Source organism: Nocardia panacis, from assembly GCF_003598715.1.
Classification (GTDB): Bacteria; Actinomycetota; Actinomycetes; order Mycobacteriales; family Mycobacteriaceae; genus Nocardia; species Nocardia panacis.
Genome location: NZ_QZFU01000016.1, coordinates 946,119 through 960,064, shown reverse-complemented (window position 1 = coordinate 960,064; position 13,946 = coordinate 946,119). Strand labels below are relative to the sequence as shown.

The following is a 13,946-nucleotide window of genomic DNA, read 5'->3' as shown; positions in this document are numbered from 1 at the left end:
CACCCGTGAGCCGTGTCTGCGCCCAGGGTGCTACATGAGCGCGCCGCCGTCCACGCGGATCTCGGTGCCCGTCATATACCGGCCGTCGTCGGAGGCGACCATGGCCACCACGCCCGCGATATCCTCCGGTCGCCCGAGCGCGCCCCGATCCAGCCAACCGGTCATGCGGGAGAACAACTTCGGATCGAACCCCTCCGGCTGGTCGAGAATCGATTTCGTGGTGATCCCGCTGGTGATGCCCGCGGGCACCACATTCACCGCCCGCAGCCCCTGTTTGGCGTACTCGAGCGCGATGGCGTGCGTGAAGGCGTTCACCCCGCCCTTGGACGCGGCATAGGCGGCCAGGTACGGCGCGGCACTGAAGGCGGCGGTCGAGGACAGGTTGACCACCACGCCGCGCCCCGAATCCAGCAGCGCGGGCAGCGCCGCCTGCGTCATGAGGAAGGTGCCGGTCAGGTTCACCGACAGCACCCGATTCCACTGTTCCAGCGGCATCTCGTGCGTGCGCGCGGGTTTGAGAATGCCCGCCGCGTTCACCAGCACCTCCAACCCGCCGAGGCGCGCCAACGCGGCGGCGACCGCCGCACCGACCGAATCCGGATCGGCGATATTCACCGGAACCGTCCGCAGCCGCTCCGCCCCCGCCTTCGCCGCCGTCTCCGCCAACCCCTGCTCGTCGATATCGGCGGCCACCAACTCCGCCCCCTCATCGAGCAGCCGCAGGGCGATCCCCTGCCCGATCCCCGACCCGGCTCCGGTCACCAATACCCGTCGACCATCAAATCTGCGCATGAGTTGAATTAGAACAGGTTTCTACTACCTATCCACCGAATCACACCGATTTCTCGGCACTCAAATAGAACACGTTCTATGGCTGGGATATGCGGGGCGAGGGTCGCCCACCGAATCCCCGAACGCCACACAGCGACGCACACCTGCGGAATTCGATTCCGACATACCGCGTACGAACCGACTGTCCGAACCGGTCAGTGGCGGGATCGACATCCCCTAAAGATGGGGCGACGCGATTGCGCCACTGCCGGAGCAACCTCGACCATATGCATAAACGCGAGTAGGCCGAGATCAATGATCCCGACCTACTCGCATTACGTGGTGGGCGAAGGGGGACTTGAACCCCCACGTCCCGAAGGACACTGGCACCTGAAGCCAGCGCGTCTGCCATTCCGCCACTCGCCCGAGCGACTGGATGACCGTATCACGGGGGTGCTGCGGATACGAAATCGCCTTGTGAGGTGGGGTATCGGGGTTCGCCTCGCGAGTGCTCGCGGGTTGGGAACCCCCGGTCGATGTCCAAGAGTTACAGGTGTGGACGATCGTGGATATCATGCAAAGAACGTGCTCGACACTCGACACGCCATACCTGCGTGTCTTGTTATGAAGCGGATGTGAGGCGCACCGAAGGGAGGCCGGGATGGGCATGGTCGCAAGATTCGAACGTCGCCTGCAGGGCGCCGTCGGTGACGCGTTCGCCAGGGTTTTCGGTGGCGGCGTGGTGCCGCAGGAGGTGGAGGCCGCGCTCCAACGTGCCGCTTCCGACCAGGTCGAAGAGCTCGAGGGCGGGCATCTGCTCGCACCGAATCACTATGTGATCACCATCAACTCCTCCGACTACGCGCAACTCGACGCCGACGAGGATCTGACGACCCGCGCGTTCGCCAAGCATTTGCAGGACTACATCCGGGATCAGGGATGGCAGACCTATGGCGAAGTGCTCGTCGAATTCCAGGCATCCCCTACGCTGCACACCGGACAGTTCAGAGCGGACGGCCGCGTCGATCCGGACGTTGGCCGCCGAGCCGGACCGGCTCGCCGCCAGGAACCCCCGCGACAACGATCCGCAAACCCGCAACCAGGAGCTGGCCCCATGACGCAGAACTCAGGCTACGACCCGAGTCGTGAGCCCGCGGAGTCCGATCCACGCAACCGCGGGTACGCGCCGCCGCCCGCGGGGCGCGGCGGTCCGCAGAACGGTGCGTACCGCGAGGAGTACGGCCACGGTGGTCAGGGCGGCCAGTACGGCGCGGCCGACTATCGCGCGCCGGAGTCGCAGCAGCAACAGCAGCAGGGTTACGGCGAGTACCAGAACGGCTACGACTACCAGCAGCAGGGCCAGCAGGGCTACAGCCAACAGGGCTACGACCAGGGCTATGCCCAGCAGGGCCAGCAGGGCTACGCCGACCAGGGCTACGGCCAGCAGGCCTACAGCGATCAGGGCTACGGCCAACAGCAAGGCTATGCCGACCAGGGCTACGGCCAGCAGGGCCAGCAGGCGTACGGCCAGCAGGGCTACGCGGATCAGGGCTACGGCCAGCAACAGGGCTATGCCGATCAGGGCTACGGCCAACAGCCGCAGGGCTACGCCGACCAGGGCTACGGCCAGCAGCAGGGCTACGCGGATCAGGCCTACGGCCAACAGGGCCAACAGGCCTACGGGGACCAGGCATACGCCGATCAGGGTTACGCGGGCGACGACTACGGCCAGCAGGGCCAGCAGGCGTACTCGCAGCAGCCGCCCGCGGCCGGCTACGGTGCCCAACCCGGTTACGGCGCACAGTCTTACGCGCAGGGCGCCGCACAGGCGGGCTCCGGCTACTCGGCCACCCTGCAGCTCGATGACGGCAGCGGCCGCACTTATCAGCTCCGGGAAGGCAGCAACATCATCGGCCGCGGCCAGGACGCGCACTTCCGCCTGCCCGATACCGGTGTCTCGCGCAGGCATATCGAGGTGCGCTGGGACGGCCAGGTGGCCATGCTCTCCGATCTGGGCTCCACCAATGGCACCCTGGTCAACGGCTCCCCGGTGCAGGATTGGCAGCTCGCCGACGGGGATGTCATCCGCGCCGGACACTCCGAGATCCTGATCCGGATCGTGTGATCCCGTAAGCTCGCGGTGCAGGTCACGACATGGCGGAGCGGGATTGTGCCGCCGTATCGTGATCGGAATCGACCATCGGCCCTATGATGCTGCCAACAAACGCGCGGCAGACCAGGGGCCGACAAGACCAGCAGGCCGGTGGGGGGAACCGCACCCACGGCACCGACGTACACGGTCGAACAGGAGGTGGAGCGCCGTGCAGGGATTGATTCTGCAATTGACCCGTGCGGGGTTCCTGCTGCTGCTGTGGCTGTTCGTCTGGGCTGTGCTGCGGACCTTGCGCAGCGACATCTACGCGGCATCCGGCATTCGGATCCAGCCCAGGGCCGCACGCGGTTCCACGGTGCTGCCTTCCTTCAGCCGAGGCCAGAAGGGCGCCAAATATCTTGTGGTGACTCAAGGTTCACTCGCCGGGACGCGGATCACGCTCGGCACCCAACCCGTTTTGATCGGCCGTGCGGACGATTCCACGCTGGTGCTCACCGATGACTACGCCTCAACCAGGCATGCGCGGCTCTCACCGCGCGGTGACGATTGGTATGTCGAGGATCTCGGCTCCACCAATGGCACATATCTCGATCGTGCGAAAGTCACCACCGCCGTGCGGGTTCCGCTCGGCACCCCTGTCCGTGTCGGCAAAACAGTGATCGAGCTGCGATCGTGACACTTGTTCTCCGCTACGCAGCGCGCAGCGACCGCGGTCTCGTCCGAGGCAACAACGAAGATTCCGTCTACGCGGGCGCGCGGCTGCTCGCACTCGCCGATGGTATGGGCGGGCATGCGGCGGGCGAGGTGGCCTCGCAGTTGATGATCGCCGCGCTGGCCCACCTCGACGACGACGAGCCGGGCGATGATCTGCTCGGCAAACTCGACGCCGCCACCCGCGCGGGCAATGCCGCCATCGCCGATCAGGTCGAGGAGGAGCCCGAACTCGACGGTATGGGCACCACCCTCACCGCGATCCTGTTCGCGGGCAAGAAACTCGGCCTCGTGCATATCGGTGATTCGCGCGCCTATCTGCTGCGCGGCGCCGAGTTGGCGCAGATCACCCGCGACGACACGTTCGTGCAGTCGCTGGTCGACGAGGGCCGGATCACGCCGGAGCAGGCGCATACCCATCCGCAGCGTTCGCTGATCATGCGGGCGCTCACCGGAAATGAGATCGAGCCGACGCTGATCATGCGCGAGGCCCGTGCGGGCGACCGCTATCTGCTGTGCTCGGACGGACTTTCGGATGTGGTCAGCGATGAGACCATCGCCAACACCATGCGCGAGGGCGGCACCGACGAGTGCGCGGACCGACTCATCGAGTTGGCGCTGCGCAGCGGCGGTCCCGACAATGTGACGGTGGTCGTGGCCGATGTGATCGATCTCGATTACGGCCAGAGTCATCCGATCGTCGCGGGTGCGGCCTCGGGTCAGGACGAGGACACGCCGCCGCCGAATACGGCGGCCGGTCGAGCCGCCGCCATGCGTCCGCCGCGCGCCACCCCGCCGCGCAGGCCGGTCGCCGCGCCGGAGCCGCCGGAGCCGGGCAAATCCCACCGGATGCGCTGGATCCTGCTGGGTGTGGCGTTGGTGATCGCGGTCGCCGTGGGGCTTCTGGTGGGCTACAAGACGATTCGCAGCTACTACTACGTAGGTGCGGACAACGGCCAGGTGGTTATCCTGCGCGGCCTACCCGGTTCGGTGCTCGGCTATTCGATTCACGATGTGGATATCGTCGGCTGTGTCACGCGCGGCGGCGATATCAGCCTGGTCGAGCCGGGCAGTCTGCCGCAGACCTGCAAGGCGCTCAAACAGTCCGATCTCAAGCAGACCGGCCGCGATCAGGTGGACAAGGGTTTACCGCCCGGTTCGCTCGATCAGGCGAAGGATTCGATGCGGGCGCTATCGCGGGAACTGTTGCCGCCGTGCCTGTCCCGTGAGTCGGCCCCGCAGCCGGGTGTGGTGCCGCCGCCCGCGAACAACCCGGCTCCGCCACCGGCGAATAACGGCGCTCCGCCGCAGGCCCCCGGTGCGCCGCCCGCGGAGCCCGCGCCGAATCCCGCTCCCGCTGATCAGAAACCTCCGGCGCGGCAGGAGCCCGCCCCGCCTGCACCTGCGAGCAATCCCCAGACTCCGGGGGAGAACTGCCGGGTGACGGACTGATGTCCGCACCGGCACCGCCGTCCACTGGGGCCTACCCCAGTCCGCCGGGCGGATTCGCTCCCGCGCCGCCGCCCTCCACCCGACGCAATGTGGAATTGCTGCTGTTGGGCGGTGCGGCGGTGATCACCACCGCGGCCCTGGTGCTGGTGGAGGCCAGCCAGGAGCAGGAGATCACCTGGGATATCGCCAAATACGGACTGGCCTACCTCGGATTGTTCGGTGTCGCGCATCTGGTGGTGCGGCGTTTCGCCGCGTTCGCCGATCCGCTGCTGCTGCCGATCGTCGCTTTGCTCAACGGTCTCGGTCTGGTGCTGATCCACCGTTTGGATCTGGCCGCCGAGCAGGACGCGGCCTACAACTCCGCACCGCTGCCCGCCCCCGACGCCACCACGCAGGTGGGGTGGACGGCGCTGGGTATCGTGGTTTTCGCGGTGGTGCTCATCGTGTTGCGCGACTATCGCACCCTGGCCCGCTACACCTACACCATCGGCCTGCTGGGTCTGATCGCGCTGGCGATTCCGGCGATCCTGCCCGACGCCTATTCCGAGACCAATGGTTCCAAGATCTGGATCCGGCTGCCCGGATTCAGTGTGCAGCCGGGCGAATTCGCGAAGATCCTGCTGATCGTGTTCTTCGCCTCGGTGCTGGTGTCCAAGCGCGACCTGTTCACCGCAGCCGGGCGGCACATGTTCGGGATGGAGTTCCCGCGGGCGCGGGATCTGGGTCCGATCCTGCTGGTGTGGATCGTGTGCGTCGGGGTGCTGGTCTTCGAGAAGGATCTGGGCACCTCGCTGTTGATCTTCGCGACGGTGCTGGTGATGCTCTACATCGCCACCGAGCGGGTGGGTTGGTTGGTGATCGGCGGTGTGCTGCTGACCCTGGGCTTCCTGTTCGCCTATCAGGCGTTCGCCCACGTGCGGGTGCGCACGCTCACCTGGCTGCATCCGTTCGACGATTACAACAACACCGGCTATCAGATCTCGCAGTCGCTGTTCGGTCTGGCCACCGGCGGCCTGGCGGGGACGGGTCTCGGTAGCGGTCGCCCGAACAAGGTGCCGTTCGCCAAGACCGATTTCATCGTCGCGACGGTCGGTGAGGAACTGGGCCTGATCGGCTTGGCCGCGGTGCTCATGCTGTTCCTGGTCTTCGTGGTGCGCGGGCTGCGCACGGCGCTGGCGGTGCGCGACAGTTTCGGCAAACTGCTCGCCGCGGGCCTGGCGTTCACCATCGCCATCCAGGTGTTCGTGGTGGCGGGCGGTGTCACCAAACTGATTCCGCTGACGGGTCTCACCACACCGTTCATGTCCTACGGCGGTTCGTCGCTGCTGGCCAACTACGCGCTGCTCGCGATTCTGATCAAGATCTCCGACGCCGCCCGCGCCCCCGCGCCGGTGCGCAAGAAGGAACAGCCCGCCCTGGTCGAGGCCACCACCGAATTGCTGCGCAAACCCGCCGCCCGATCCGGAGTCGAGGAGACCAGTCGTCTCGAGGTGACCCGTCCGGATCCCGGCCGACCGGAAGCGAGGCCGCAGGAATGAATACTCCGCTGCGCCGGGTCGCCGTCGCGGTCATGGTGATGATCGTCGCGCTATTGCTCAATGCCACCTATGTGCAGGTGATCAAGGCCGACAGTCTGCGCTCGGATCCGCGCAATTCGCGCATCCTGCTCGATGAGTACTCCCGGCAGCGCGGGCAGATCTCGGCGGGCGGCACGGTGCTGGCCAGTTCGGTCGCGACCGAGGACCGCTACAAATACCTGCGCACCTACCGGGGCGATCCGGAGGCGTACGCACCGATCACCGGGTTCTATTCGATGCAGTACGGCAGCACCGCGCTGGAGCGGGCCGAGGATTCGGTGCTCAACGGCTCCGACAGCCAACTGTTCGGCAGGCATCTGGTCGACCTGATCTCGGGGCGCGATCCGCGCGGCGGCAATGTGCTCACCACCATCAACCCGGTGATGCAGAAGGTGGCCTACGACCAGCTCACCAGCAAGGGTTACACCGGTTCGGTGGTGGCCATCGAACCGAGCACCGGCCGAATTCTGACCATGGTGTCCACGCCCAGTTACGACCCGAACGAACTGTCGGGTCACGACGGCGCGAAAGGTACCCGTGCGTGGGAGTCGCTCAGCGCGGACCCACATCAGCCGATGTTGAATCGCGCCGTGTCGCAAACCTATCCGCCGGGATCCACCTTCAAGGTGGTGGTCACCGCCGCCGCGCTGGCCAATAACGCGGCCACCCCGGACGATCAGTTCACCGCCGCCCCCAACATCACGCTGCCGGGCACCGCGACCACCCTGGAGAACTACAACGGCACCCCGTGCGGCGGCGGGCCGACCGCCTCACTGCGCGACGCGTTCCGGATGTCGTGCAATACCGCGTTCGCCGAACTGGGTGTGAAGGTGGGCGCGGCGAATCTGAAGGACGAGGCCGCCGCCTTCGGTATCGGCGCGCACCGCGGCATCCCGATCCCGGTGGCGGAGAGCACCGTCGGCGCCATCTCCGACAACGCGGCGCTGGCCCAGAGCAGTATCGGCCAGCGCGATGTCGCACTCACCCCGTTGGACAACGCGGTGATCGCGGCTACGATCGCCAACGGCGGAGTGCGGATGGAGCCCTATCTGGTCGATGCCAGGCAGGGGCCGGATCTCACCGAATTGTCCAAGACCAAACCGGTTTCGGTCGGACAGGCCGTCAGCGCCCAGGTAGCGTCATCGCTGACCAATCTGATGATCGCTTCGGAGGACAACACCGCAGGACATGGCCAGTCCCGGTACCAGATCGCATCCAAGACCGGCACCGCCGAGCACGGAACCAACCCGCGCCAAACACCGCCGCACGCCTGGTACATCGCCTTCGCCCCGGCGCAGAACCCGAAGATCGCCATCGCGGTCATCGTGGAGAACGGCGGCGATCGGGCCTTGGCCGCCACCGGCGGTTCGGTCGCCGCACCCGTCGCGCGCGCGGTGCTGGACGCCGGTCTGCGAGCGGGCTGAAGGATATGAACGTGCGAGTTGAGGTTCGGGAGCCCCGATGCTGAACAACGGCGGGATGATCGCCGACCGCTACCGCCTGCAGCGGCTCATCGCCACAGGCGGTATGGGACAGGTCTGGGAAGCGCTGGACACCCGGCTGGATCGCCGCGTCGCGGTGAAGGTGCTCAAATCGGAGTTCTCCGCCGATCCGACCTTCCGGCACCGGTTCCGCACCGAGGCCAAGACGACGGCGCAGTTGAACCATCCCGGTATCGCGGGCATCTACGACTACGGCGAGACCACCGATCCGTTCGGCAGCGAAACCGCCTACCTGGTCATGGAATTGGTGCAGGGCGAGCCGCTGAACTCGGTGTTGAACCGCCTGGGTCGGCTCTCGGTGGCCCAGAGCCTGGACATGCTGGAGCAGACGGGGCGCGCGCTGGAGGTCGCGCACGCCGCGGGCGTGGTGCACCGCGATGTGAAACCGGGAAATATCCTGGTGACGCCCACCGGTCAGGTGAAGATCACCGATTTCGGTATCGCCAAGGCCGTGGACGCCTCCCCGGTGACCAAGACCGGCATGGTGATGGGCACCGCGCAGTACATCGCCCCGGAGCAGGCCGTCGGCGAGGACGCGACCGCGGCCAGCGACGTGTACTCCCTCGGTGTGGTCGGCTATGAGGCGCTGGCCGGGCAGCGGCCGTTCACCGGCGACGGCGCGATCACGGTGGCCATGAAGCACGTGCGCGAGGCCCCGCCGCCGATGCCGTCGGATCTGCCCGCGAATGTGCGCGAGCTGATCGAGATCACCTTGGCGAAGGATCCGGCGCTGCGCTATTCGCGCGGCGGCGAATTCGCCGACGCGGTCGCGGCCGTGCGGGCGGGTCGCAGGCCGCCGCCGCCCAGCGGTTTCAAGCAGGCCGCGCCGCCGACGGGCGCCACCACCGTGCTCCCGCCCAGCCCGACGGTCGTCATGGGTTCGGCCGCAACCGAATACGTGGGTGCGACCGCCCGCTACGCGGCCGGTTCCGCACCGGCCACCCAGCTCAATCCCGGCACGGTCCCGCCCGCCGACAAGGCCGCGGGCGGGCTGAGCCGGGGCCAGAAGTGGGGTATCGGCGTCGGCATCGGCGCGGTGCTACTCGGCGGTGTGGTCGGCTGGGCGGCGCTCGGCGGCGACGCGGGCGGCAAGTCGGTCACCCCGCCCGCCACCAGCGTGGCGCGGATAACGCCGCCGCCACCGCAGTCGAGCACCACCACCGCGGAGCCGACGACGACCACCCAGCGACCCACCACCACGGTCGAGCAGCCGCGCACCACGCCGCCGCAGACCACCACCGAAACCCCGACCACGACGCCGGAGCAGACGACGACCACCCAGCCCCCGACGACCACGACAACGCCGCCGAGCACCACCCGCCCGACGCCGAGCTTCCCGTCGCGGACCGGTACGCGCGTCACGCCCACGCTCGGCATACCATCGCTCGAAATCCCCGGCGCCCCCGGCTCAGGTCCGCAGTACGGCGCCTCCGACCCGTCTGATCAAGGATGGCCATGACGACCCCGAAGAATCTGTCCTCTCGCTATGAGCTGGGCGAGATCATCGGATTCGGTGGGATGTCCGAGGTGCACAGGGCCCGCGATCTGCGCCTGAGCCGCGATGTGGCGATCAAGGTGCTGCGCGCGGACCTGGCCCGCGACCCCACCTTCTATCTGCGGTTCAAGCGTGAGGCGCAGAACGCGGCCGCGCTGAATCATCCGGCGATCGTCGCGGTGTACGACACCGGCGAGGCCGAGGTGGACGGCGGTCCGCTGCCCTACATCGTGATGGAGTACGTCGACGGGGAGACGCTGCGCGATATCGTGCGCGGCAAGGGTCCGCTGCCGCCGCGCCGGGCCATGGAGGTCGTCGCCGACGTCTGTGCCGCACTGGATTTCAGCCACAAGGCCGGCATCGTGCATCGCGATATGAAGCCCGCGAATATCATGATCAACCGGGCGGGCGCGGTGAAGGTGATGGATTTCGGCATCGCCCGCGCCATCCACGACAGCTCCAGTCCGATGACCCAGACCGCCGCGGTGATCGGTACGGCGCAATATCTTTCGCCCGAGCAGGCGCGCGGCGAGACCGTCGACGCGCGATCGGATGTGTATTCGGTCGGCTGTGTGCTGTTCGAGATCCTCACGGGCGAACCGCCTTTCACCGGTGATTCACCGATCGCGGTGGCCTACCAGCATGTTCGGGAGGATCCCCGGCTGCCCTCGCATGTGCATCCCGGCGTCCCGCGCGAGCTGGATTCGGTGGTGCTCAAGGCGATGGCCAAGAATCCGGTCAACCGGTATCAGTCGGCGGCAGAGATGCGCGCCGACCTGATCCGGGTGCTCGGCGGGCAGAAGCCGAGCGCCCCCATGGTGATGACGGAGGAGGATCGCACCTCGATCCTCGGCGCGGAGGGTCCGCCGCCGCGCAGCTTTCGCACCGTCGACCGCAATGACGACACCGCCGAGCAGGAGCCCGCCGAACCGTCGGGTCCGCGCCGCACCCTCTATCTGGCCATCGCGGCCGCCGCGGCGGTGGCGGTGGCGTTCGGGCTGTTCTGGGTGCTGATCGGTCCGGGCAGCCGCCCGGATCAGGTCGCGGTGCCCGACCTGTCGAACAAATCCGCCCAGCAGGCCACCGACGCGCTGCAGAAGCTCGGTTTCACCGTCGCCATCCAGCAGAAGCCCGACAGCAAGGTCGCCACCGGCAATGTGATCTCCACCCAACCGCTGGGTGGGTCGCGTATCGATAAGGGCGGCACGGTCACCCTTCAGGTTTCCAGCGGTCCGCAGCAGGTCACGGTGCCCCGATTGACGGGTCTGTCCCAGCAGGAGGCCGAGCAGAAGCTCAATTCGATCGGTTTGCGCCTCGGCGCCAATGTCGATCACAAACCGTCGAGCAATACCGAGAAGGACAAGGTCATCGACCAGAATCCGTCGCCGGGCTCGAAGGTGGACGTGGACTGGGAGGTCGGTGTCTCGGTCGGCAACGGTCCCGAACCGGTGCGGGTCCCCAATGTGGTGGGCCAGACCATCGATGTGGCGCAGCCGAATATCGAGGGCAACGGGTTCAAGGTCGTAGTGCAGGAGGTGCCGTCCTCGCGGCCCAAGGGTGAGGTGATCGGCTCCAATCCGACCGGCGGCGCCAGCGCGGACAAGGGTTCCACGGTGACACTGCAGGTTTCCAGCGGCGGTATCACCATGCCGAGCCTGGTCGGGCAGACGCCCGCGCAGGCATTGGAGACGCTGCGCGGCGCGGGGTGGACCGGGACGACCAGCCAGATCACCCAGACCACGCAGGGCACCTTCGCGCCGGGCGAGGTCGGGCGGATCCTGAGTCAGCAGCCTTCGGCCGGGTCGTCGGTGCCGAAGAACGGCACGATCACCATCACGACCGGGGTGCTCGGCCCGAACTGACCGGAAACACGAACCGGTCGGTCCGGATAGCGGGACAATGGGGTTGCTTCATACCTGTTCAGCAGTGCTGACTGTGAGGAGTAACCCCATGACCACTGCCAGAGACATCATGAAACCCGGCGCGCAATGGATCTCGCGCGACGAATCGGTGGGCAAAGCGGCGCGGGTGATGGCCGAACTCGGTGTCGGCTCGGTCGTCGTCGCCGATGAGAACGAGCGGATGTGCGGCATCATCACCGACCGCGACATCGTGGTGAAATGCGTTGCGCAGGGCCTGTCCCCGACCACCACCCGTGCCTGGGACCTGTGCGAGAAGACGCCCTACTGGATCGACGCCGACGCCGAAGTGGACGCCGTCCTGGAATCCATGGAGTCGCATCGGGTCAAGCGCATGCCGGTGATCGACAACAAGCGGCTGATCGGCATGATCAGCGAGGCCGATCTGGCCCGCCACCTCGACGACAACCAGCTGAGCGAATTCGTCACCGCCCTCTACGGTCGCCCCTGATCCCTATCCGCCGGACAGGTCGAGGTGCCGGTTCATCGCCATGGCCGCCTCGGCCAGCTCCGGCAGCTCGACCACCTCGACATCGTTCGCGCGCAGCGTTTCCACACCCACGCAGTTGTGTACGAACAGCGCCGGTTCGCGCCAGGCGATGACCACACGACCTATGCCCGCCCGCAGGATCCGCTCGGTGCACGGCACGCGGGCGGAAGCGCGCCGGGAACACGGTTCCAGGGTGCTATAGAGGGTGGCGCCGGTCAGGTCGACATCGTCGGCGAGTTTGTCGAGCGCGGCTTCCTCCGCGTGCGCCTTGGGATCGGATTCGCGGGAGAAGCCTGCGGCTATCTCGACGCCCGCGGCGACGATCACCGCACCGACCGAGTAGGCCGTCTCGCTCGGTGGACATTCGTGCGCGAGCTCGATGGCCCTGCGCATGAATCGGTGATCCATCATTTCGGTCATTGCTCCTGCTCCCACGCGACGGATTCCCCCGCAACCGATTTCGGCAGGTAGCGCAGCACCGCGATATCCCCGACCTGCTCGACGCCCACCAGACCCATCCTGCGGCGCGCCCCGCCGGGAAATTCGGCGGGATCGACGAAACGCGGGGCGGCGGTGGCACCCACCAGGATCGGCGCGACCGCCATGCGCAACTCATCGGCCAAATCCCCGGCGAGGAACTGGGTGTGCATACTCGTCCCGCCCTCGACGAGCAGTCGCGCGATACCGCGGCGCCCGAGATCGTCCAGCAGCGCGCCGAGGTCGATTTCCGTACCCAGCGAGACGATTTCGGCGAGTCCGGTCAACCCGCTCAGTCGTGCGGCACCGAAATTGGTGGTGTAGACCAGCTTTTCGCCGCCGGTATGCCAGAACCGCAGTTCCGGCGCGAGATCCCCGCGCGCGCTCACCACGATCTTGATCGGGTACTCGGCGCGCCCCTCTGCCAGGCGGGCCGCGCGCCGCGCCGCATTATTGACCAGTAGCCGCGGATTGTCCCGACGCAGCGTCCCCGCGCCGATCAGGATCGCGTCGGCGGCGGCCCGCAACCGGTCCACCCGGTCGAGGTCGGCGGCATCGGAGAGGATCAGGCGCGCATCGCTGTCGTCATCTATATAGCCGTCGATACTGACGGCGACGGACAGCAGCACCCGAGGTCGGGCCGTCACTGCACCACCAGCGCGGCGACCTCCGCCTCCAACATGTCCACCAGGCCCTCGGCGGGCCGCTCCCCGCATACCTCGAGCCAGTTGGCGAGCATGCGGTGACCGCCCTGGGTCAGCACCGACTCGGGATGGAACTGCACCCCGTGGATGGGCAGCGTGCGATGCCGCATGGCCATGACGATGCCGCTCTCGGTGCGGCCGAGCACCTCGATCTCGGGGGGCAGGGTGTCCTCCAGGACCGTCAGCGAGTGGTACCTGGTGGCGGTGAACGGGTCGGGCAGGCCCGCGAGCACACCCGCCCCGATGTGGAAGACCGAACTCGTCTTGCCGTGCAGCAGTTCGGGCGCGCGGGTGACCGTCGCACCGAATGCCGCCCCGATGGCCTGATGCCCGAGGCAGACGCCGAGCAGCGGCTTGGCCTGCGCGGCGCAGGCCCGCACCAACTCGATGCTGCGACCCGCCCGATCGGGGGTGCCCGGACCGGGGCTGATCAGGATGCCGTCGAATTCGGCGACCACCGCGGCCGGATCGGCGAGTTTCGCATCGTCGTTGCGCCAGACCACGGCCTGCGCGCCCAATTGGCCCAGGTACTGCACCAGGTTGAAGACGAAGCTGTCGTAGTTGTCGACGACGAGTACGCGCATGGATCGAGACTAGCCGCCGATGCTCCATCATTTCCCTGTTGGGATAGCCTGGAGGCACACCGGCGGTCGCGGCGAACCGCGTCCGGCTCGACACCGCCAGCACTACAAACGACACCGCCCACCGGTACCGACCGCCCGCCGAACACGAGGA

General features: G+C 67.3%; 11 protein-coding genes, 1 tRNA gene and 1 pseudogene. 8 read left to right on the top strand and 5 right to left on the bottom strand.

Annotated features, from left to right (window positions below):
- Positions 1-30 precede the first annotated feature (30 nt).
- Together D5S18_RS12615 and D5S18_RS12610 are read right to left on the bottom strand one after the other, a co-directional pair.
- On the bottom strand, positions 31-792 hold the full coding sequence (locus D5S18_RS12615) for an SDR family NAD(P)-dependent oxidoreductase (protein ID WP_120040132.1): 762 nt from the start codon (positions 790-792) through the stop codon (positions 31-33).
- 319 nt (positions 793-1,111) lie between these two features.
- Positions 1,112-1,197 (bottom strand) — tRNA-Leu (locus D5S18_RS12610).
- Between the two features lie 235 nt (positions 1,198-1,432).
- Between D5S18_RS12610 and D5S18_RS12605 the strand changes: the two genes are divergently transcribed.
- The 8 genes and pseudogenes from D5S18_RS12605 to D5S18_RS12570 all read left to right on the top strand — a co-directional run bounded on the left by D5S18_RS12605 (position 1,433) and on the right by D5S18_RS12570 (position 11,991).
- Positions 1,433-2,896, top strand: a complete 1,464-nt coding sequence (locus D5S18_RS12605) for an FHA domain-containing protein (protein ID WP_120040130.1) — start codon at positions 1,433-1,435, stop codon at positions 2,894-2,896.
- Between the two features lie 196 nt (positions 2,897-3,092).
- Positions 3,093-3,560 carry an FHA domain-containing protein FhaB/FipA gene (locus tag D5S18_RS12600; RefSeq protein WP_120040128.1) on the top strand — a complete coding sequence of 156 codons (468 nt, stop codon included), beginning with the start codon at positions 3,093-3,095 and terminating at the stop codon, positions 3,558-3,560.
- Positions 3,557-5,047 carry a PP2C family protein-serine/threonine phosphatase gene (locus tag D5S18_RS12595; protein WP_120040125.1) on the top strand — a complete coding sequence of 497 codons (1,491 nt, stop codon included), beginning with the start codon at positions 3,557-3,559 and terminating at the stop codon, positions 5,045-5,047. Before D5S18_RS12600 ends, D5S18_RS12595 begins: the two co-directional genes overlap by 4 nt.
- Positions 5,047-6,489: pseudogene (locus D5S18_RS12590) on the top strand (FtsW/RodA/SpoVE family cell cycle protein); the annotation flags it as partial. The gene D5S18_RS12595 and the pseudogene D5S18_RS12590, both read left to right, overlap by 1 nt.
- 92 nt (positions 6,490-6,581) lie before the next feature.
- Positions 6,582-8,048: a penicillin-binding transpeptidase domain-containing protein gene (locus tag D5S18_RS12585; RefSeq protein ID WP_120040121.1), complete on the top strand. Its 1,467-nt coding sequence runs from the start codon at positions 6,582-6,584 to the stop codon at positions 8,046-8,048.
- 37 nt (positions 8,049-8,085) lie between these two features.
- Positions 8,086-9,585, top strand: coding sequence for a protein kinase domain-containing protein (locus D5S18_RS12580; RefSeq protein ID WP_120040119.1), 1,500 nt, complete (start codon positions 8,086-8,088; stop codon positions 9,583-9,585).
- Positions 9,582-11,483: a Stk1 family PASTA domain-containing Ser/Thr kinase gene (gene pknB / locus D5S18_RS12575; RefSeq protein WP_120040688.1), complete on the top strand. Its 1,902-nt coding sequence runs from the start codon at positions 9,582-9,584 to the stop codon at positions 11,481-11,483. The genes D5S18_RS12580 and pknB overlap by 4 nt, the downstream gene beginning before the upstream one ends.
- Before the next feature lie 88 nt (positions 11,484-11,571).
- Entirely contained in the window at positions 11,572-11,991 is a 420-nt protein-coding gene (locus tag D5S18_RS12570) for a CBS domain-containing protein (RefSeq protein ID WP_120040117.1), read from the top strand.
- A 3-nt stretch (positions 11,992-11,994) separates the two neighbouring features.
- Here the strand turns inward: D5S18_RS12570 and D5S18_RS12565 are convergent, their stop codons facing one another.
- Genes D5S18_RS12565 through D5S18_RS12555 form a run of 3 tightly spaced genes read right to left on the bottom strand, consistent with a single transcriptional unit; the run spans position 11,995 to position 13,795 of the window.
- Positions 11,995-12,450, bottom strand: coding sequence for a deaminase (locus tag D5S18_RS12565; protein ID WP_120040115.1), 456 nt, complete (start codon positions 12,448-12,450; stop codon positions 11,995-11,997).
- Complete coding sequence (locus D5S18_RS12560; RefSeq protein ID WP_120040113.1) at positions 12,447-13,154, bottom strand: RibD family protein; 708 nt, start codon at positions 13,152-13,154, stop codon at positions 12,447-12,449. The genes D5S18_RS12565 and D5S18_RS12560 overlap by 4 nt, the downstream gene beginning before the upstream one ends.
- Positions 13,151-13,795: an aminodeoxychorismate/anthranilate synthase component II gene (locus D5S18_RS12555; protein WP_120040111.1), complete on the bottom strand. Its 645-nt coding sequence runs from the start codon at positions 13,793-13,795 to the stop codon at positions 13,151-13,153. The genes D5S18_RS12560 and D5S18_RS12555 overlap by 4 nt, the downstream gene beginning before the upstream one ends.
- Positions 13,796-13,946 lie beyond the last annotated feature (151 nt).

Bases quoted from the DNA above. Each gene is read 5' to 3' on its own strand.
- D5S18_RS12565 (WP_120040115.1), bottom strand. From the start codon at position 12,450: ATGACCGAAATGATGGATCACCGATTCATGCGCAGGGCCATCGAGCTC.
- D5S18_RS12580 (WP_120040119.1), top strand. From the start codon at position 8,086: ATGCTGAACAACGGCGGGATGATCGCCGACCGCTACCGCCTGCAGCGG.
- D5S18_RS12570 (WP_120040117.1), top strand. From the start codon at position 11,572: ATGACCACTGCCAGAGACATCATGAAACCCGGCGCGCAATGGATCTCG.
- pknB (WP_120040688.1), top strand. From the start codon at position 9,582: ATGACGACCCCGAAGAATCTGTCCTCTCGCTATGAGCTGGGCGAGATC.
- D5S18_RS12605 (WP_120040130.1), top strand. From the start codon at position 1,433: ATGGGCATGGTCGCAAGATTCGAACGTCGCCTGCAGGGCGCCGTCGGT.
- D5S18_RS12585 (WP_120040121.1), top strand. From the start codon at position 6,582: ATGAATACTCCGCTGCGCCGGGTCGCCGTCGCGGTCATGGTGATGATC.
- D5S18_RS12615 (WP_120040132.1), bottom strand. From the start codon at position 792: ATGCGCAGATTTGATGGTCGACGGGTATTGGTGACCGGAGCCGGGTCG.
- D5S18_RS12555 (WP_120040111.1), bottom strand. From the start codon at position 13,795: ATGCGCGTACTCGTCGTCGACAACTACGACAGCTTCGTCTTCAACCTG.